Raw genomic sequence first — 20,637 nt, forward strand, 5'->3', positions numbered from 1 at the left:
GTCTCCTTCTACTCGTTGTTGTCTGTTTTTCCATACATATTCAAAAGCTTGACGACGGTCTCCCATCGTTGGTTGTCGACAAGCTCCTGGATAGCCTCTTTGCTGGTAAGCATCTTGGCCATACTGCGGTAGAAACGGTCAAGCTTCTTGTCCTTAGCCTTTGAGACTGATACTAGAAAGACCGCCCGCACCGCTTGCCCGTTCCATTCGACCGGCTCGCGCAGCAGTCCAACGCAAACAAACGTCTCGTCCGTCACGGCCTTGACCGAATGGGGCATGGCGACCTGATTGCCAAAACTCGTCTGCGCGAGTTCCTCGCGACGCATGACCAGCTGCTTAAACTCGTCAGGCACGTTACGCATGGCGGCGACCTGCTCGCATAGAATTGAGATGACCTCGTTCTTGTCTGCAGCGACCATATCGGAGACAAAAAGGTCAGCCGAAAAATAAGGTGCAAGGTCACCGGTAACATTTGCACCGGCAAGAATCTCACGAACATCGTGCATATCATCGGCATCGAGAAAGAAGCTCACCTCGCGCACGGGCACCGGAAGCGCTCGATGCAGGGGCACCGTGGTAAAAACGTAATCGATACCCGTCATATCAATACTGTCGACATGGGAGGCATCGCAGGTCACAATCTTGTCCACGAGAGCACCGAACTCTTGGCGGTATCGGTACTCAAGGAGCTTGGCGCTTCCCTGTCCGCTCGCGCACACTACGAGGATATTCTTACGCGGGACCTCGCTCTTCTGGCGCTCAAGCGCCAAGGCGAAGGCGAGTGCGATATAGCCGATCTCGTCATCCGAAAGACGACTACCGTAGTGCTCGGCAAGGATGACCGACGAATCGAGTGCCATCGAATACGCGAGCGCGAATCTCTCCTTGATATCGGCAAGCAGCGGATTATCGATATGCATGCGATATTTGAGACGCACGGCAAGCGGAACGATATGACGCGCGAGGTTCATGCGGAGCTCAAGATCGCCGCGAAAATCAAAGTGATAGGAATCCCAGATGCACTCGAGCATCTCAGTGACCACATCCCAAACCTCGTCGGAAATTACGAGACCTTCATCTGCACCGTCGGAACTAGCATACAGAGATTGCTTTCCCGCAAGGTGAATGGCGATGTAGGCAACCTCCTCCTCTGGGAGCCGAATGTCGAAAGCTTTCTCGATACGCAAAGCCACACAACCGGCCACCGCAAACTCGCGCGCTGTACGCAGCTTCTCAATATGTTCGGCTTCGAGCGGGACGTAGCACTGCTCGCGGATTCGCCAAATGGCGACCGCGATATGAACCAGCAAGTTTTGATAGGCCGCTGAGTTGATTTGGAAGCCTTCCTCGGCAATGACCTCATTCACACAGGTGGCAATCGTGTCGAGGGTCACCTGGTTCTGAGAATCGCTCTCACGATGCTCTGCAAGCTTGTCGAGCGTAATGCTTGCCAAGCAGAGGCGACGCGACATCTCCGAGCCGCTCACGCGAATCCCGTAATGAGGACGCCGTTCAAGCTTGAGATCGAACTTGGCCAGCTGTGCCTCAACCCGCTTGAGATCGCCTGAAATAGCATTGCGGGATACATAGAGGATCTCCGAAAGATCGTCCAGGGTGATCCAGTCGACGCGACTCAACAGGTCGTTCAGCAAGTACTCAACGCGTCCCTCGCTCGTAGAGGGAATTGACTTGAGACCCCCATTGGATGCATCGTCCTTGATCGAGCGGTATGCGTCGCAATCGCTGATATTGAGGGTATAACCCCCGCCACGGTGTTTATGGATATGGGCCTGAGGCTCGAGGACAGCGTTGAGCTTCTTGACATAAGTACGAATCGTGCGATCGCTCACGCCAAACTCTTCGCAAAGACGAGCGGGCGAAACATCGTGATTAGCCTCTATGTAGTCAAGTACTTTTTGAACCTGTGAATCTAACACCAGCGTTTCACCTCCCCGTATCTATCCGACAATTAGAAAGATACAAGGTTTATGAAAGGTGTTCCACAATCTCGATTTCCCCAGAAGTCGGAAGTCTCTTGGGTGGAAACGGAAACTGTCTAGCGCATGAACGGGTTGCACATGAGTTCACGCGCCATAGTGGTCGAGGGACCGTGGCCAGTCAAACAAACGGTATCGGGTGGAAGCATGTGGGCGAGCTTGGAGAGCGAGCGCAGAATCGCTGCCTCGTCGCCACCGGCAAGATCGGTGCGGCCGTGGCTGCCCGGGAATAGGGTGTCGCCCACAAAGGCAATGTTCCCCTGCTCGGTGGCGGCGAACAAGACGATCCCGCCCGGCGTATGCCCGGGCACCTCAATTACCTGCAGGCAAATGTCGCCCAGCTCAATGGTGTCGCCCTCGGCAAGCAGCCGCGTCGGCTCACCTGGATCGGACGTCTCGATGCCCCACATCGCTCGCTGCTCCTCGATATTCGCATGCGGCACTGCTGCGTCCTTGCCACACAGCTCGTACAGGGCGTCGGCGCCAACGGCGGCCCGAACTCCAGCGACACCGCCAACATGGTCGGCATGGCCATGAGTGCATACGGCGCCAAGCACGCGTACACCGGGATGCTCGGCTCGAATATGCTCCACCAAGCGCTCGCCTTCCCATGCGGGATCGATAATCACGCACTCATTGTCCGAAATGACAGCATAGCTATTGGTCTGAATGGGACCGTTTACGAGCGTCTCGATCTCGACCGATCCCTTGGGAGTTAAATCCAAGGACACAGCACCCATGTCCCTCTCCTCTCTATAGAACTCGAGGCATCAAACGATGCCTCGAGTGTAGCGAATATCGATAATGTGGCACGTTCGTCGCGACTAAACGCGGCGCTTAAGCTGCGCTCCACCCTCGCCGGGCATCAAGCGGCGCGCGTCGTAGACCGAGTCAACGCTGCTGATAGAGGCCAGCAGCGGATCCAGACCGCTCGCGTCCGAGATCTCGACCATAAAGCGCAGGGTTGCAATACCCTCGCGGTTGGTCGACGTGGCGGCAGAAAGGATATTGCCACCCGCATCGCCAATAGCAATGGTGACATCCTTGAGCAGGCCCATGCGGTCCAGGCACTCGACCACGATCTCGACCTGGAAGAGGGTGTCGGCAGCGCCGTCCCACTCCACTTCGATCATGCGCTCGGGATGTTCCATAAGACCCTTGACGTTGGGGCAGTTGGCGCGATGCACCGAGACGCCGCGACCGCGCGTGATGAAGCCGACGATATCGTCGCCCGTCACCGGATTGCAGCAATGCGCCAAACGGACCAGCAGACCGCTGTTGCTCTCGCCCTTGACGATAATGCCGTTGCTGGCGCTCTTGCCGCGCTTTTGCGGCTTGCGGTTGGAGCCGCGGGCAGGCTGCTTCACGACCTCGGCGATAGCCTCGGCCTTGGTGAGCTGTTCCTCGGGCTTGGGGTCCAAGATTTGCTCGACTTTGTTACCCACGGCGCGCGGGGCAACCTTGCCGGCGCCGACGGCGGCAAACAGGTCCTCGAGCTGCTTGTAATTAAACTGCTCCGCCACGGCGTTGAGCGCACGCGTGGATCGCGGCGTAGAGATGCCATACCCGCGCTTGCGCAGGTCCTTGGCCAGTATATCGCGACCGGCAGCAGCGTCATCGTCTTTGGTCGCAGCGGCGAAGTAACGGCGGATCTTTGACTTGGCGGAAGGTGTCTTAACGATCTTGAGCCAATCACGCGACGGCTTGGAACTCTTGTTGGTCAGAATCTCGACACGGTCGCCCGTCTTGATCTCGTGCGTGAGCGGGGCCACCGCACCGTTGATCTTAGCGCCGACGCAGTGGTTGCCCACCTCGGTGTGAACGGCATAGGCAAAGTCGAGCGGCGTGGAGCCGGCACGAAGCGCCATGACCTCGCCCTTGGGCGTAAAGACGAAGATCTCCTGATCGAACAGATCGACCTTCAGCGAATGCAGGTATTCCTTGGCGTCGGTGATCTCATCAGACGCAGCCCAATCGAGCGAATGTTTGAGCCAGTTAATCTGGTCGTCCAAGCGCTGGGCATCATTGGTCTTAGACGCAGACGATCCGCCCGACTTCTTATAGAGCCAGTGAGCGGCAATACCGTACTCGGCCTGCTCGTGCATCTCGTAGGTTCGAATCTGAATCTCGAGCGGGCGGGCCGTGGGGCCGATAACCGTCGTGTGGAGCGACTGGTAGTTATTGACCTTGGGCATGGCGATATAGTCTTTAAAGCGACCGGGCATGGGGTGCCACAGCGTATGCACCGCACCGAGCGTGGAGTAGCAATCGCGCACCGAATGCGTGATGACGCGCAGTGCCACCAGGTCGTAGATCTCGGAAAATTCCTTGCCCTTGCGCTTCATCTTTTGGTAGATGGACCAATAGTGCTTGGAGCGGCCGTTGATCTGGAAGCCCTCCAGGCCAATGCGGTTAAGCTCGTCGGTGAGCGTCTTGATAGTCTCGGCCAGATAGCGCTCGCGAACCTCACGCGACTCTGCCACCATGCGCGCGATGCGCTGGTAGGCGTCGGGCTCCAAATAGAAGAAGGACAGATCCTCGAGCTCCCACTTAATAGAGCTCATGCCCAGGCGGTCGGCCAGGGGCGCGTACACGTCCATAGTCTCGCGTGCCTTAAACAGGCGACGGTCCTCGCGCAGGGCGGCGAGCGTGCGCATATTATGCAGGCGGTCGGCGAGTTTGACGATGATGACGCGGATGTCCTTGGACATGGCGAGGAACATCTTTCGCAGCGTGAGCGCCTGCTTCTCGTCCATGCTGTCGACTTCGATGTTGGTGAGCTTGGTCACGCCGTCGACGAGCTCGGCCACGGTTTCGCCAAACAGGCCGGAAACGTCGGCAAGCGAGGTTTCGGTGTCCTCGACGGTATCGTGCAGCAACGCGGCGCACACCACATCGCAGTCCATCTTGAGATCAGCCAGAATGATGGCCACCTCGACGGGATGGTTAATGTACATCTCACCCGAGCGGCGCTTTTGGTTGCAATGCTTCTCGGCGGCAAAGCAGTAGGCCTGCTCCACCATGGAGAAGTCATCCTCATTCATATATTTGAGGCACAGGCGCTCCAGCTTGTCGTAGCTGTCCGCCATAATCTCGGGCGGCAGCTCATCGGCATGCTTATAGTGCTCCATCTCCGAGAACGGCTGGAGGGCGGAATCATGGGCGGTACGGGCTGCGGCATCCATCGAGGTCCCCTTCCCCTAGGCCCGCGGTACGATCGGGCGGTTAACTTTGGCTAGCATATCAGAAGCGCACGAATCGAGCGCCCAACTCCGGAAAGCCGAGAACTCCATGCGCGAACGCAAGCCCTCCAAATACCGAATTGACCTGCTCAATTGCACACGGCCGGGGTTTTCGGCCATCGCGATGCGACGGGTGTCGTCAAACCCCGAAACGCGACAGAAGCCAAGCTCTTCGAAGATTCCCAGGCCACTTTCCACCGAGCGCTCGTCGACCGGCGTGCGAGCATCGATGGCAAGGCACATCTGCGCGATGTCGATATCGCTCGCGCTAAAGGAATCGTCCCCGGTCTTGCCGCGGTTGGAGCGCCACATGGTCTGCAGCGCACGATAGAGCGTGACGAGCTCGTCGCGCTCGGGCGCGTAACAATCGAGCAGGCGCTCATTAATACGAGCGTCACGCGACGAATAGAGCAGGTGAATCACGGCGGGCTGTCCATCGCGGCCGGCACGACCACTCATCTGGTTAAACTCAATCGCGCCAAACGGCATGTGGTAGAGCACGACATGGCGAATATCGGGAAGGTTGACGCCCTCGCCAAAGGCAGAGGTCGAAACGATGCAACTGAGGCATCCGTCACGAAACGCCTCCTCTACGCGATGGCGGTCGGTGCGCGTAAGGCCCGCGTTGTAAAAGGCGATATGCGACGCGTAGTCGGGAACGCGTTTGCGTAGCGTCTTGGCAAGCGCCACGGACTGATCACGCGAGTTGACGTAGATGACGGTCTTCTCCCCCGTCGCCACGATCGACACCAGGCGATTTTCGCGGCTCGCAAGGTCACGGTCGTCCTCGAGTTGCAGGTTCTCGCGAACGGTCTCGTCGACCACCGTCCTGGTAATCGGCAATACACGAGCAAGCTCCGCCACGACCGGGGCCGTCGCGGTAGCCGTTGCCGCCATGACAACGGGGTCGCCCAGGGCTTTGAGAATATCGGGCATGTCGAGATAGGCGCTGCGGTCGCCGCCCTTGGCAAGACCGGCATGATGCGCTTCATCGATAACGACAAAGCCGATACGTCCAGAACGCGCAAAGCGATCGCGATGGATAGACAGGAACTCGGGCGTCGTGAGCACGATGCCGGTGCGGCCCGAAGCCAAGCCGGCAAACACGTCATCGCGCGCCGCCTCCACGGTCTCGCCGGTCAACACGCCCACGCCAATGCCGAGCGCAGCCATCGTCGATGAAAGATGATAGGCCTGGTCGGCAACGAGCGCACGCAGCGGATAGACAAAGATGCTCGCACGCCCACGAAGGACCGCCTCGCGCGCGGCGTGCACATGGAAGATAAGAGACTTGCCGCGCCCCGTTCCCATAACGGCCAGAACACTTTGGTGATCGGCCAGGGCATCGAGTGCCTCGACCTGCGCGCGATGTGGCTGGTTCGAGCCGATAAAGCTATGGATAAGCGAGCGCGTCAGCTCGGTATAGGAAAGCTGGGCGAGCGTTTGGCGCTTGCGGGACTCCAGACGAAGACCGGCGTCCGCAGGCTCCACGCCGCGACGAAGCTCACATGCCGGATCGTCGATATTGCGCGCCGCGGTATCGCGCACCAAGACATCCTTGATCATGAGCTTTGGCTTTACGCGACCTTGCCAATGCTCGGCCACGGCTTCGAACACCAAGTCGACGGCGCTATCGCAATTGATGAGCTTATCGATCTGCGGCACGCGGAACATAATGGCCGGCACACTCGCGGCGCCATCGGTCGCCACGAAGCGCATGTGCTCGCCGGTTTTGCCCACCACGGCGCGATCGCACATTGTTACGCCCTCGGCGGCCAGAAGCGGCACCTTGTTGCCCTGGCCAAACGGCTCAAGACGGGAGATCTGCTCGATGGTCTCGATATTCAGCTCGGAAAGGTCGACGGTGGCGGCGACCTCGTCGGTGTCTTCAAAGTCCTCGGCGGGAAGCTCCGATAGCACGGCGGAAAGGCGGCGGCGGAACTCATCGAGCTTGGATGCCTCGATGGTCACGCCCACCGCACCGGCATGCCCGCCGCGACGAATCAGCAGGTCGGAGCAACGCTCGACGGCGTCGAACAGGTTGACCTTGCCCACCGAGCGGCCCGATCCGCGTGCAACGCCGTCCTCGATCGAGAAGAGCAGCGCCGGCACGTGATAGCGATTGGTCAAGCGGCTCGCCACGATACCCTTGACGCCCTCGTGCCAGCCCTCGCCACCCACGACGATTGCGCGACCGCCGTCATAAGTCTCCTCGACCCTTGCCATGGCGTCGCGTGTGAGCTCCGCCTCGATCTCGCGGCGCTGACGGTTAATCTCCTCGAGCTCGGCTGCCAGTGCACTTGCTTCGATAGGATCACGGGCAAGCAGCAGGTCGAGCGCCAGCTTGGGATCAGCCATGCGGCCGGCAGCATTCAGACGAGGGATGAGCGAAAACGACAGGCCGTCGGCCGTAATGCTAGAAAGGTCGGCCTTGGCAAGTGCGGCCAGCGCGATATAGCCGGGACGAGCCGTCACGCGCATCTGCTGGATGCCCTCGGCGACCAGCGCGCGGTTCTCGGGCGTGAGCGGCATCATGTCGGACACGGTGCCCAGCGCCGCGACCTCTATCAGCGAACGCCAATACGACGGCTTGCCCAGGCGCTCACCCAGGACTTGCACCAGCTTGAGCGCCACACCAGCACCGGCAAGCTCGCGCGAGGGGCCCTCGTCCTCGAGCTTGGGGTCGGTCAGGGGCACACCCTGCGGCACCTGGTCGGAGGGCTCGTGATGGTCCGTGACCACCAAATCGATCCCCAGGCTCTCCAGATAGGAAACCTCTTCCTTGGCGGCAATACCGTTATCGACGGTCACGATCAGCTGGGGGCGAGCGAGCTCGTTAACGCGGTCGAGCGCCGCGCGCGAAAGACCGTAGCCCTCGTCAAAGCGATGCGGAATAAACGGCGTGACATCGGCGCCAAACGTGCGCAATGCCTCGGTCAACAGGCAGGTCGACGTAATACCGTCAACGTCAAAATCGCCAAAGACCGCAATGTGCTCGTGGTTGCAAATAGCACGCTCGACGCGGTCGGCAACGACCGACATGCCCGGGATAATGAGTGGGTCGGCCCAGTCGCGATCGAGCGAAGGCGTCAAAAACAATTGGCCCTCTTTGATGGAGTCAATGCCGTGCGCGACCATAATACGCGCCACCAGCCCGGGTATGCCCAGGCCAGCCGAAAGCTCCTTTTCGAGCTCGGGGTTTTGCCGAGCGACCGCCCAGCGATGCGTCGTCTTAAGCGATGACATAGGCGCCCACCCCCGATAGGGGCAGGTCGCCGCGATACCTCTCACGGTTCATAGCGATGAGTCCTCTGTGTATGCCCGCTTCGGCAGGCAGATCTGTTGAACGGATTTATTATACCGTGCAGCGCGGACGCAAATCGCCGCAGCACGCCGCGGTTTCGGTAAACGATGCCGGTAATAGCCTCGAAATAATCGAGCGTTTCTGACGCACGGACGCACGCGAGCGTCTAGCATATCCATTCAAAACGGATTCACGAGCAAAGGGAGTCACAAGAGCATATGAAGCAATGGGTTGGACTGGGCAAGTTTCTCGCGGGGCACATGCAGGTCATCGTTCCGATTTGCGTGACGCTCGGCGTGCTTTTTCCCCAGCAGATCGGCTTACTCAAGCCCATCGTTCCCACCTTGTTTGCCTTTATGACGTTTCAGGGTGCGCTCAGCAACACCTTCCACCAGGTGGCTGAGGTGTTCCGCCGTCCGCTGCACCTGATTTTGGCGCTGCTCGTCTCCGCGGTGCTCATTCCCATAGCAGCCTATGCCATGGGGTCGCTGTTCTTTGGCTCCAACCCCAACCTTGTCTGCGGCATCGTGCTCGAGTACAGCGTACCCGTGGCAGTCACTGCCTTTATGTGGATTAGCATGTTCGGCGGCAACGGCCCGCTCGCGCTCACCATTATCCTGACGTCCTCGGTTATCTCGCCTGTGACGATTCCTCTTACGCTCAAGCTCCTGCTGGGCGCCACCGTCTCGATCGATGTGCCGAGCATGATGCAGAATATGGCCTTTATGATCGCCATACCCGCCGTGCTCGGTATCGTCATTAACGAACTCACGCGCGGTTGGGGTCATGAGAAACTCTCCCCCGCGCTTTCGCCCGCCTGCAAGTTCATGATGATGGGTGTCATCGCGTCCAACTCCACCGCCATGAGCGAGTACGTGCTGCACATGAATGTTGAGCGCTTAGAAGTCGCCCTCTTTATTCTGGCGTTCGCCATCAGTGGCTTTATCATCGGCATCTTGGTCGCACGTGCCCTGCATCTGCCGTATAGCGAGACGACCACCATGTGCTTTACCTGCGGCATGCGCAATATCTCTTCGGGTGCCGTCATCGCCACACAGTATTTTCCCGGCGAGGTCGTGTTCCCCGTCATGTGCGGCACGCTGTTTCAGCAGGTGCTGGCCTCGATTATCGGGCATCTCTTTGAGCGCCTGACCGGCGAGGAGCGCGCCAAACAGCGCAAGCGGGTCGAAGCCGGCCGCGACGCGATGGCACGCTAGGCAGCACGCTTTTCGCAGGCGTTCGCCTTGCCATGCGAGCGTTTCCAGATGCGCGCGTAGGCGCTCAGCATCGATATCAAGCGTCGTCTCGGCATTGACCTGGGCCAAACGATAGCCGACAAAGTAGGGCGAAACCACCCAACGTGGCAGCGCCTTGGCAATGGTCCGGCCGTCCATGTGGTAGAAGAACAAGTTATACGACTCTGCGCGGCCGCCGTGGTGCTCGCGCAGAATATAGCGCAGGGCCACCGCAATCGCATCGGCAAACAGGTCCGCTTCGGTTTGGTCGCGGGCGTCGTCGCTGGCGGCGATTCCCTGTGGAGCCGAGACGTTGACCTCAAAGAATCCCATGATCGGCTCGGTTGAGATATTGACCGAGATTCTCCCCTGTTGCCAGACATTGATGCCTTCGAAATTGGCGGAAGTCAGCGCCGCATAGCCGTCTTCCTGCTCCAAACCCACAATCTGCATGTGTGGATGGACGAGGCTGCCGCCCGAAAGCGGGCCTTTGTTCTTGTACATGAGCACGCTGCGGTACTGTTGGGAATCGATCATCTGCTGCCAACAGCCCAGGGCAAACCGCATCACATGATGCAGCTCATCCGGTTCATAGGTCACCAGGTCGGCGTCGTGATTGGCCGACTCGATCAATACGGTCTGACGGGTGGCCCGCAAGGTCTTGAACTTATTCTCGAGCCAGATGCAGTCACCATCGCGCTGGATGATGTTGGCGAGCCCCTCCGTGTCGCAAAAGGGGCACGCGGTGCCAGGGCGACGATTATCGTCGGGCTTGCCGCTCGCCTGCTGAACGTCAAATACCAGCGCCACGGGTTATACCCCCAGCGGCACGATCTTGGTGCCATGGAGCTCGGAGACGCCTAGCGCCGCCGTGACCGCGTCGCGATTTGCCGTAGTGATGCCGCCGCCGGGAAGGATGGTCAAACGATCGCCCGCATACTCGATTAAACGAGCCAGGTTTTCGAAGTTGTCCTCAATCGGCGTACCGGCAGCACCACCGTGCGTAAGAATGCGCGTGACGCCGCAGTCGGCGAGCGTGTCAATGGCGCCCGGCTGAGCTTCGGGCGAGAGCTGGTCAAATGCCATGTGGAAGGTGATGTCAAGGGACTCGCGCTTGCACTCCTCGGTCGCGCAGCCCGTAGCCATAACGAGGGCGCCGAGGGTGAGTTCGTCGAGCGCCCAGCCGCCGGCACAGGGCTTGCAGCAGCCAAAGACCAGGCCATCGACGCCGGCGCTCACGGCAAGGCCCAGGTCCATCTCCATCATGCGTAGCTCGTCCTGGTTGTAATGAAAGTCGCCACCACGCGGACGAATCATGCACATCACTCGCACGTCATGCTCGTGAGCATAGCTGACTGTAGCGCTAATAACGCCGGCGGAAGGCGTGGTGCCACCGACGGCGAGGTTGTCGCACAGCTCAATGCGCCCCGCACCGGCCTCGATGGCCGCCGGCACTCGCTCAAAGTTCTCGGCACAAAATTCGTACAGCATAGATAGGCCCCCAGATGACATTTCTATTTCCACACGGCATTGTCGCACTTTAGATATCAACCCGCACGACGAAACAAAACCTTGACCAGGAGTGTCCCCAGGTGCCGGCACATAAGGAACGTCCCTAAGTGCCAACTTTCTGTCGCATCCCCAACAGGCCAAAAACGGGAGAATATCCACTCTCATTCTGTAGGCAGTCATTTAAGTCTGTCCCCAATGAGCACCCAATGGCTACAGCCAAGGCAACGCCGATGTTTTGGCAAAGACAGCGAAAACCCGCCAGAGCGAGCAAGGTGCCTTGAAACAAGGCGGCATTGACCTTCTGGTCATGCCGCCGAAGTTGAAAGGCAGATTGCCGCTCTGGCGGGCTTGCAGCGTCGAGCCGTTACGCGGTTTGGTAAAACCGCGTAACTAGTTAGCCGCCCAGGTAAGCCTTGCGGACGTTGTCGTCGTGCAGCAGCTCTTGGCCGGTGCCGGTCATGGTGATTTTGCCGGTCTCGAGCACGTAGCCGCGCGTGGCGATCGAAAGCGCCATCTGTGCGTTTTGCTCGACCAGAAGCACCGTGGTGCCGGTCTTGTGCAGGTCCTCGACAATCTGGAAGATCTGCTCGATCAGAATCGGCGCCAGGCCCATGGAGGGCTCATCGAGCATGAGCAGCTTGGGGTTGCTCATGAGGGCACGGCCCATGACGAGCATCTGCTGCTCGCCGCCCGAAAGGGTGCCGGCGACCTGACGACGACGCTCCTTTAGGCGCGGGAACTGCTCGTAGACGCGCTCGAGCCCCGGAGCCACCGTGGACTTGGGCTGCGTATAGGCGCCCATCTCCAGGTTCTCCTCGACTGTCATCTGCAAAAAGGCACGACGGCCCTCGGGCACCTGGGCCAGACCCTTGCCCACCAGCTTGTCGGCAGGCGTATGGGTTATGTCCTCGCCCATGAACTTAATGGAGCCGGTCTTGGAGCGCAAAAGGCCCGAGACGGTCTTGAGCGTTGTGGACTTGCCGGCGCCGTTAGCGCCGATCAGGGCCACGATCTCGCCCTCGTTAACGTTAAAGGAGATGTCCTTGATGGCGTGGATGGCGCCGTACCAGACGTTGATGTTGTAGACGGAAAGCATCGGCTCTGCCATTTAGTTCTCCCCCTTATCCTGCTTGCCCAGATACGCCTCGATAACGGCATCGTTGTTCTGGATTTCCTCGGCCGTGCCCTTGGCGATGATCTTGCCAAAGTTAAGCACGCAGATGCCCTCGCAAATATTCATGACGAGCGACATGTCGTGCTCGATGAGCATGATGGCAATGCCAAAGGTGTCGCGGATCTTGACGATGTTCGCCATGAGCTCTGCGGTCTCGGACGGGTTCATGCCGGCGGCCGGCTCATCGAGCAGCAGCAGCTTGGGGTTGGTGGCAAGCGCACGGACAATCTCCAGACGACGCTGGGCGCCGTAAGGCAGCGAACCGGCCTGCTCGTTTGCCAGATGCTCCATATCAAAGATGGAGAGCAGTTCCATGGCGCGCTCATGGGCGGCCTTCTCGTGCTTCCAGTACGTCGGCAGACGCAGCACGCCCTCAAAACCAGAGTAGCGCTCCTGGTTGTGCAGGCCGACCTTTACGTTGTCCTCCACCGTCATGGTGTTAAACAGGCGGATGTTTTGGAAGGTACGGGCGATACCCATGCGGTTAACCTGGTAGACGGACTTGCCCGAGGTGTCCTCGCCGTCGAGCAGGATGGTGCCGTGCGTGGGCTGGTACACCTTGGTAAGCAGGTTGAAGACCGTGGTCTTGCCGGCGCCGTTGGGGCCAATCAGACCGGCGATCTCGGTCTTGCCGATGGTCAGGCTAAAGTCGTCGACCGCCTTGAGGCCGCCGAACTCAATACCCAGGTGGATACACTCGAGAGCCGGGCGATGGCCCAGGTCGCGATCGGGAACGATGGCGCCAGAAGGATACGGGACCATCTTGCCCTTGTTGAACTCAAACTTACTGGGCATCGGCTGCCACCTCCTTCTTGGGAGCAAAGCGGTCCTTAATGCGTGCGAAGAACGCCTTGAGCTGCGGGTTGTTGGTAAAGACCATGACCAGGATCAACACGATGGCGTAGATGAGCATGCGATAGTCCGAGAACTGACGGAGCAGCTCGGGGAGCACCGTGAGCAGCGCCGCCGCGATAACGGAACCGCGCATGTTGCCCAGGCCGCCCAGGACCACGAACACCAGAATGAGGATGGACGTGTTGAAGTCGAACTTAGTGGCGGAAAGCTGTGAGAAGTTACCGCCAAACAGGGCTCCGGCAGCACCGGCGAGGGCAGCGGAAACCACGAAGGCGATCATGCGGTACTGGGTGACGGAGATACCCACGGACTCGGCAGCGATCTTGTTGTCGCGCACGGCCATAATGGCACGGCCGGTACGGCTGCGGACCAGGTTGAGTACAATCACGAGCGCGACCATGACCAGGATGGCGCCGGCAAGGAAAGTCGAATAGGTCGACACGCCCGATGCGCCCTGCGCGCCCTTGATGATGGCGGTGCCGTCCTCGAGCAGGTGCAGGTCGTCGATCGTGGAGTTACCCGTGATGTTAAAGATAACATGCAGGCCGCGGGAGTCGACGCCCACGATAAGACAGGTGACGATCTCTTTGATGATCTCGCCAAAAGCCAGGGTCACGATGGCCAGGTAGTCACCGCTCAGGCGCAGAACCGGGATGCCAATCAGGAAGCCCAAGATGGCAGCGGCGATAGCGCCGACCACAATGCTGATGATCAGGCGCATCGGATCGGAGGGAACGGCGCTCTCCAGCGCGACGGCGGTAACGATGCCCGTATAGGCGCCGACACTCATAAAGCCCGCGTGGCCCAGCGACAAGTCGCCCGCGATGCCGACAACGAGGTTGAGCGAGATGGCCATAACGATGTAGGCCGTGATGGGAACCAGCTGACCGGCGATCATGCGCGGAATCATATGGTTGGACTGCATAAAGAACACGATGGCGAATGCCACGATGCACATGGCGTACGTGACAAAGTCGTGACGCGTCTGCTTGTCTTTAAGGAACTTCATAGCGCTCACCTACACCTTCTCGGGGACGTACTTGCCCAAGAGGCCGGCAGGCTTGACGAGCAGGACGATGATCAAAACACCAAAGACGATGGAGTTGGCAAGGCTCGTGGAAATATAAGCCTGTGCCATCGCCTCGATGATGCCGATGAGAATGCCACCGACAAAGGCGCCGGGGATGGAGCCGATGCCACCGAAGACGGCTGCATCGAAGGCCTTGATGCCAGGCATGGCACCCGTCGTGGGCTGCAGCACCGGCGAGTAGGAGCACAGGAGCACGCCGGCGATGGCGGCAAGCGCGGAGCCGATGGCAAACGTCATCGAGATGGTGCGGTTGACGTTGATGCCCATGAGCTGAGCGGCGGCCTTGTCCTCGGACACGGCGCGCATGGCTTTGCCCATCTTGGTCTTACCTGTAAAGAACATCAGACCGGCCATGATAACCAGGCAGGCGACGATGGTGACGAGCGAGACGGCGCTTACGTTGAACTTGGCCAAGAACTCCGGCACCTGGAAGGTGACGAGCGAAGTGAAGTTCTTGGGCGTGGCGCCCCACAGAAGCTGCGCGGCGTTCTGCAGGAAGTAAGACACGCCGATGGCCGTGATCAGAACGGCCAGAGGGCCCGCCTGGCGCAGCGGCTTGTATGCCAGACCCTCGATGAGAACACCGAGAACCGTGCAGACCACACAAGAGAGAATTACAGATGCCCAGCCCGGGAGGCCGAGGTACGACGTGGCGCAGAACGAGACATAGGCACCGACCATGATGACGTCGCCGTGAGCGAAGTTCAGCATCTTGGCGATACCGTAGACCATGGTGTAGCCCAACGCGATGATGGCGTAGACGCTGCCCATGGACAGGCCGTTGACCAGGTATTGGATAAAGACTGTCATGTTCCACATCCCCCTTTCGAATAGGTTTCCAGTTGATGTATGAAACAGGGACGTTACATCGTCCCTAGATACCAAGCAAGCAGGGAAGGCCAAAACCTCCCCTGCTTGGGATCAAAACCGCTCTATGTAAGGCGGCCTATTAGGCCTGTACGTACTTGCCGTCGGTGATGACGTACGCCGTGGGCTCCTTCTGGACCTGACCCTTATCGTTCCAGGTGAGCTTGCCGGTCAGACCGTCAACGGTAATCTTGAGCATAGCCTTGGACAGCTTCTCGGCGACCTCGGTCGGGTCGGCGTCGACACCAAGACCGGCCTCCTTGAGGGCCTCGGCCACCGCGTGCACACCGTCGTAGGCGTCAGCGGCAAACTGGTCGGGGGTATCGCCGTACTTATCCTTGTAAGCGTTGACGAAGTCGGCGTTCTTCTCGTCGTCGGCAGAGAACGGGGTCATGAGCAGCAGACCCTCGGCAAGAGAGGTGTCGAAGCCCTCAACGCCCAGGATGCCGTCCATGCCGTCGCAGCCCATCATCTTGACGTCGTAGCCCATGTCCTTGGCGTTCTTGAGCAGGACGGAGGCCGGGGTGTAGTAGATCGGCGCAAAGATCATGGTGGCGCCGGCCTGCTTGGCCTTGGTCAGCTGGTTGGTAAAGCTCGTGGCGGAGTCGTCCTTAAAGGTCTCCTCGTCGACAATCTCGAGCTTGGACTCAGCAGCCTGAACCTTAAAGGCATCCGCGACACCCGAAGAATAGGCGTCGCCGGAGTTATAGAACAGCACGAACTTCTCGTCCGCATACTTCTGCGCCAGGAACTTGGCAGCGTTGACGCCCTGGTTGGGGTCGGTGAAGCAAACCTGGAAGACGCAATCCTTGCCGTCGGTGACGTCCTCGGAGGACGCGGACGGGGTGATCATGAACGTCTTGGGGTCGTTACCACACTCGGCGGCAACGGCAACCGACGCGCCCGTGGTGGTCGGGCCGACGAGGGCCTGCATGCCCCAGTCGAGCAGGGTGTTGAAGGCGTTGACGGCCTTCTCGCCATCGGCCTGGTCATCCTCGGCCTTGCTGGCAAGCGGCAGCTCCTTGGTGGAGAAGTCCTTGCAGCCAAGCTCGACGCCCTGGGTAACAGACTTGCCGTAGGACGCGTTGGCGCCGGTCAGCGGGCCGATGGTGCCGATCTTAAACGAAGCGTCGCCCGAAGCGGAACCACTGTCGCCGCCGTTGGAGGAGCAGCCCGCTAGAATGGACATCGCCCCCAGACCTGCTGCGCTCGCGATAACGCTCCTGCGATTCATAACAGGGTTCAATGACTTACCGGTGAGGCTCGACATGCGGCTCTCCTCTCAAATCTCGTCGGGTTTTGGTTGCCCGACAGGCCATCCTTCGCCGTGTTCGGCGTTCGCAAAATAGTAGACGCTTTAGTTAGGAAAAGTGGCGATTATTTCAACTTTTCTTTGGATTTGTTCATTTATCCATTTTTCTGCGTATTTCTATTATTTTATGCAGTAATGCCACTTTATTGTGTAAAAGTAATGTTTCCATTCTGTTACAGGCGTCCCCGCCCTGAATAAAACAGCCTCACCGGTAGCGTTTTATGCGCACTTAGGCGGCGATATACTTGCCGTCCTGGATCACATAGGCCGTAGCGGGCTTTTCGACCTGACCCTCGTCATTCCACGTCAGCTCGCCCGTCAGGCCCTCGATCTTGATCTTGCGCATGGCCTTGGCAAGGTCGTCGGCAATGTCGGCACCGTCAGCCGTAATGTCGATGCCCGCTTTATCGATAGCCTCGGCAATCGCATGGACGCAGTCATAGGCATCGGCGGCAAACTGATTGGGCGTCTCGTCGTAGACGTCCTTATAGGCCTTGACGAAGTCGGCGTTCTTCTCATCGTCAGCAGAGAACGGGGTCATGAGCAGTACGCCCTCGGCAAGAGAGGTATCGAAGCCTTCCACAGAGAGCAGGCCGTCCATGCCGTCGGTGCCCATAAGCGTCATGTCGTAGCCCATGTCCTTGGCGTTCTTGAGCAGGACGGACGCCGGCGTGTAATAGATCGGGGCAAAGATAAGCGTAGCGCCGGCCTCCTTGGCCTTGGTGAGCTGGTTGGTAAAGCTCGTGGAAGAGTCGTCCTTAAAGGTCTCGGTATCGACGATGTCGAGCTTGGACGCCTTGGCCTGCTCGGCAAAAGCGTCGGCAACGCCCGAGCTATACGTATCGCCGGAGTTGTAGAACAGGGCGATCTTGGCATCCGCGTACTTCTCGGCCAAGAACTTCGCGGCGCTGGCGCCCATGGTGGGATCGGTGAAGCAAACCTGGAAAACCGTGGTCTTATCCTTGGTAACGTCGAGCGACGAGGCCGAAGGCGTGACCATGAGCATATCGTCGGCGATCTCGCCCGAGACAGCGACGGCGGCACCGGTGGTGACGGGGCCGACGAGCGCCCGCATGCCCCAGTCGCACAAGGTATTGAAGGCGTTGATGGCCTTCTCGCCGTCGGCGACGTCATCCTCAGACTTAAGCGAGAGCTTGAGGTCCTTGGTCGAAAAATCCTTGGCGGCGAGCTTGGCACCCTTCTCGGCCGAAACGCCATAGGTTGCCGCGGCGCCGGTCAGAGGGCCGATGACACCGATCTTGAAGGTATTGCCGTCATCGGCGGAGCCGCCGTCCGAGCCACCCGACGAGCAACCAGCGAGTGCCGCGGTGCTACCGAACGCCGCGGCGCCAGCCAAGAAACTCCTGCGGTTAAGTACGTTGTTGATGCTAAACATGGTGTCCCCCTTTTCGCTGGCCGCGGTGCGGCCGTCTTGCGGTACAGGGCAAACCTTATGGTGCAAACGTTGACAGTTTGTTACGGAAGTTCGTTTGTAGCGAGTGTGTTTCCAATGTTTCCGCAGCGTTTCGGGGGTGGCGTTTTGTGCTGCTCCCGCTGCCAGGCAAGCACGCGCCTGCACTTCACGCTAGAATGCACTCAACCTTTAAGCAGTTAATCCATCCATAAGATGCACGAAGGAGCTATCTATGAGCGAACCCCTGCGCACCGTGAACGTCGGCCTCATCGGTCTGGGAACCGTCGGCGGCGGCGTGGCCCGTCTGATCAAGAGCCACCACGATGAGTACCTGGCCGCCTACGGCATCGACCTTAAGCTGACCCGCGCCTGCGCGCTTGCTTGGGAGCAGGCCGAGGCGGCAGGCATTGAGCGCGAGGCCTTTACGAGCGACTGGCATGACGTCGTCACCGACCCCGCCGTCGATATCGTCGTCGAGCTCATCGGCGGCGAGCACCCCGCGACCGAAATCTTCACCACCGCCTTCGAGAACGGCAAGCACGTCGTCTCTGCCAACAAGGCCCTGCTGGGCCGTCATGTCGAGACGCTCGCCGAGAAGGCGCGCGCGTGCGGCGTGCAGATTAAGTGCGAGGCCAGCTGCGGCGGTGGCATCCCCATCGTGAGCACGCTTGAGCACGACCTGGTGGGCAACAAGATCCTGACCATCGCTGGCATTCTCAACGGCACCACCAACTACATCCTGTCGCGCATGGACGCCGAGGGCGCCGATTACGCTGACGTGCTCGCCGACGCCCAGGCAAAGGGCTATGCCGAGGCCGACCCGTCCGCCGACGTCGACGGCTTCGACGCCGCCAGCAAGACGGCAATCCTCGCTTCCATCGGCTTTGGCACCCGCGTGACCACCGACGATGTCTACCAGCAGGGTATCCGTACCATCGGCGCCGAGGACATTGCCCAGGCCCGCGAGCTCGGCTACACCATCAAGCTGCTGGGCATCGCACGCAACACCGACGCCGGCGTCGACGTTCGCGTGCACCCCACGCTCATCCCGGCAGACCATATGCTCGCCAAGGTCAACGGCGCCATGAATGCCGTCTACGTGGTGGGCGACGCCGTGGGCGAGACCATGTTCTACGGTGCCGGCGCAGGCTCCTTCCCCACCGCGAGTGCCGTCGTGGGCGACATCCTGTCGCTCTCCGAGCAGATCAGCCGCGGTGTGGCTCCGCTGCCCGAGATTGAGCCCTATGGCCACAACCTCGCCTTTAAGCCTATGGACGAGCTCCAGACCAAGTACTATGTGCGCCTGAAGGTCGCCGACCGCGTGGGCGCCCTGTCCGAGACGGTCGACATCTTTGCCAAGCACAACATCTCGATCTCGCTCATCAACCAGGTCGAGGACGGCAAGTCGGGCGTCAGCGATGCCTGCTCGGTCATCTTCCTGACGCACCGCGCACTCGAGAAGGACGTCCAGGCTGCCGCCGCCGAGCTTGCCAGCGTCGACTGCGTGGCCGAGGTCGCCAACGTCCTGCGCATCGAGGACGTCGAGGCCTGGACCGAAGGTGTCATGGCGAACTAGTCCAGTCCTTGGCACACAACATAGCACCTGAGGGGCTCCCGTCCGTTTGGATGGGAGCCCCTTTGTTTGAAACCGCCCATTGCGTTCATCAAGCAAAAGTTTGAACAACTTGGCCATTCGCTGACAACCGAGGGTGCCGTTTACCGATATGCGAACGAAGTTGATTTTGCGCGCCGTTATGCTGTGCTGCGTATGTCCACCCCCGAAGAATGGAGGCACCATGTTGCTCGAGGGTAAGAAAGCAATCATCACCGGAGGCACGCGCGGTATCGGCTATGCCATCGCCTGCCGTTTTATCGAGGAAGGCGCCGCCGTCACCGTCTTTGGTTCGCGTCAGGAAACCGCCGACGCGGCCGTTGAGAAGCTCGCCGCCGCCTATCCCGAGGCAAAGATCTGGGGGCGTTCGTGCAACCTCACCTCACTCGAGGCCGTAACCGAGGCCTTTACGCAGGCCGCAGCCGACATGGGCGGTCTCGACACGGTCGTCAACAATGCCGGTATCTCCCAGCGCTCGCCCCTTTTGGACTACACGGCCGAGGAGTTCGCCAAGGTCATGGACCTCAACGTCGTCGCCGTCTTTAATGGTCACCAGGCCGCTGCCAAGATCATGACCGAAGCCGGCCACGGTGGCACCATCACCACCACGAGCTCGATGGTCGCTAAGTACGGTCAGCCCTCCGGCGTTGGCTATCCCACGTCCAAGTTCGCCGTCAACGGCATGGTCCAGTCGCTCTCACGCGAGCTCGCCCCCGTGGGCATTCGCGTCAATGCCGTCGCCCCCGGCGTAACCAGGACCGACATGGTCGCCAACCTGCCCGAAGAAGTCATCAAGCCCATCATCGCTACCATCCCGCTCGGCCGCATGGGCGAGCCCGAGGATGTCGCCAACGCCTTTGTCTTCCTAGCGAGCGACATGGCCGCCTACGTTACGGGCGCTGTGCTCCCCGTCGACGGAGCTGCCCGCTCTTAAGGGACCACAAGCCTCAGCTCCCAGCCTCAACATTGCTCAACTAAAAGGCGCGCTTCCTGCATCAACTGCAGGCGGCGCGCCTTTGTTCT

14 protein-coding genes and 1 pseudogene are annotated in these 20,637 nt (G+C 59.8%); 3 read left to right on the forward strand and 12 right to left on the reverse strand.

What is annotated here, in order from left to right; genetic code table 11:
- Positions 1-8 precede the first annotated feature (8 nt).
- The 4 genes from DWZ15_RS00860 to recJ form a co-directional block, all read right to left on the reverse strand.
- Positions 9-1,937 carry a transcription antiterminator gene (locus DWZ15_RS00860; RefSeq protein ID WP_117840169.1) on the reverse strand — a complete coding sequence of 643 codons (1,929 nt, stop codon included), beginning with the start codon at positions 1,935-1,937 and terminating at the stop codon, positions 9-11.
- 119 nt (positions 1,938-2,056) lie between these two features.
- The gene (locus DWZ15_RS00865) at positions 2,057-2,737 is read right to left on the reverse strand and encodes an MBL fold metallo-hydrolase (RefSeq protein ID WP_118448677.1); all 681 of its coding nucleotides are present in this window, start codon (positions 2,735-2,737) and stop codon (positions 2,057-2,059) included.
- A gap of 84 nt (positions 2,738-2,821) precedes the next feature.
- Complete coding sequence (locus DWZ15_RS00870; protein ID WP_118448680.1) at positions 2,822-5,182, reverse strand: bifunctional (p)ppGpp synthetase/guanosine-3',5'-bis(diphosphate) 3'-pyrophosphohydrolase; 2,361 nt, start codon at positions 5,180-5,182, stop codon at positions 2,822-2,824.
- Between the two features lie 15 nt (positions 5,183-5,197).
- A complete protein-coding gene (gene recJ / locus DWZ15_RS00875; RefSeq protein ID WP_118448683.1) occupies positions 5,198-8,485 on the reverse strand; it encodes a single-stranded-DNA-specific exonuclease RecJ in 3,288 nt (1,095 codons plus the stop codon).
- 276 nt (positions 8,486-8,761) lie between these two features.
- On the opposite strand from recJ, the gene DWZ15_RS00880 reads away from it, so the two are divergent.
- The gene (locus DWZ15_RS00880) at positions 8,762-9,760 is read left to right on the forward strand and encodes a bile acid:sodium symporter family protein (RefSeq protein ID WP_118448686.1); all 999 of its coding nucleotides are present in this window, start codon (positions 8,762-8,764) and stop codon (positions 9,758-9,760) included.
- Positions 9,761-9,907: 147 nt separating this feature from the next.
- Here the strand turns inward: DWZ15_RS00880 and DWZ15_RS10865 are convergent.
- The 8 genes and pseudogenes from DWZ15_RS10865 to DWZ15_RS00920 all read right to left on the reverse strand — a co-directional run.
- Positions 9,908-10,588, reverse strand: a pseudogene (locus DWZ15_RS10865) (DUF4931 domain-containing protein); the annotation flags it as partial.
- Positions 10,589-10,591: 3 nt separating this feature from the next.
- Positions 10,592-11,269 carry a copper homeostasis protein CutC gene (locus tag DWZ15_RS00890; protein ID WP_118448689.1) on the reverse strand — a complete coding sequence of 226 codons (678 nt, stop codon included), beginning with the start codon at positions 11,267-11,269 and terminating at the stop codon, positions 10,592-10,594.
- Between the two features lie 415 nt (positions 11,270-11,684).
- Complete coding sequence (locus DWZ15_RS00895; RefSeq protein ID WP_118448913.1) at positions 11,685-12,386, reverse strand: ABC transporter ATP-binding protein; 702 nt, start codon at positions 12,384-12,386, stop codon at positions 11,685-11,687.
- A gap of 12 nt (positions 12,387-12,398) precedes the next feature.
- Positions 12,399-13,259 carry an ABC transporter ATP-binding protein gene (locus tag DWZ15_RS00900; protein ID WP_118448692.1) on the reverse strand — a complete coding sequence of 287 codons (861 nt, stop codon included), beginning with the start codon at positions 13,257-13,259 and terminating at the stop codon, positions 12,399-12,401.
- A complete protein-coding gene (locus DWZ15_RS00905; RefSeq protein WP_118448916.1) occupies positions 13,249-14,328 on the reverse strand; it encodes a branched-chain amino acid ABC transporter permease in 1,080 nt (359 codons plus the stop codon). The genes DWZ15_RS00900 and DWZ15_RS00905 overlap by 11 nt, the downstream gene beginning before the upstream one ends.
- A gap of 9 nt (positions 14,329-14,337) precedes the next feature.
- Positions 14,338-15,219 carry a branched-chain amino acid ABC transporter permease gene (locus DWZ15_RS00910; protein WP_117582912.1) on the reverse strand — a complete coding sequence of 294 codons (882 nt, stop codon included), beginning with the start codon at positions 15,217-15,219 and terminating at the stop codon, positions 14,338-14,340.
- A gap of 139 nt (positions 15,220-15,358) precedes the next feature.
- Entirely contained in the window at positions 15,359-16,546 is a 1,188-nt protein-coding gene (locus tag DWZ15_RS00915) for an ABC transporter substrate-binding protein (RefSeq protein ID WP_117582911.1), read from the reverse strand.
- Between the two features lie 271 nt (positions 16,547-16,817).
- Positions 16,818-17,984, reverse strand: a complete 1,167-nt coding sequence (locus tag DWZ15_RS00920; RefSeq protein ID WP_118448695.1) for an ABC transporter substrate-binding protein — start codon at positions 17,982-17,984, stop codon at positions 16,818-16,820.
- Positions 17,985-18,234: 250 nt separating this feature from the next.
- Between DWZ15_RS00920 and DWZ15_RS00925 the strand changes: the two genes are divergently transcribed.
- Positions 18,235-19,578, forward strand: a complete 1,344-nt coding sequence (locus DWZ15_RS00925) for a homoserine dehydrogenase (RefSeq protein ID WP_117655181.1) — start codon at positions 18,235-18,237, stop codon at positions 19,576-19,578.
- Positions 19,579-19,798: 220 nt separating this feature from the next.
- Positions 19,799-20,548 carry an SDR family NAD(P)-dependent oxidoreductase gene (locus tag DWZ15_RS00930; protein WP_006234445.1) on the forward strand — a complete coding sequence of 250 codons (750 nt, stop codon included), beginning with the start codon at positions 19,799-19,801 and terminating at the stop codon, positions 20,546-20,548.
- Positions 20,549-20,637 lie beyond the last annotated feature (89 nt).

The organism is Collinsella sp. AF29-7AC (assembly GCF_003475665.1).
Classification (GTDB): Bacteria; Actinomycetota; Coriobacteriia; order Coriobacteriales; family Coriobacteriaceae; genus Collinsella.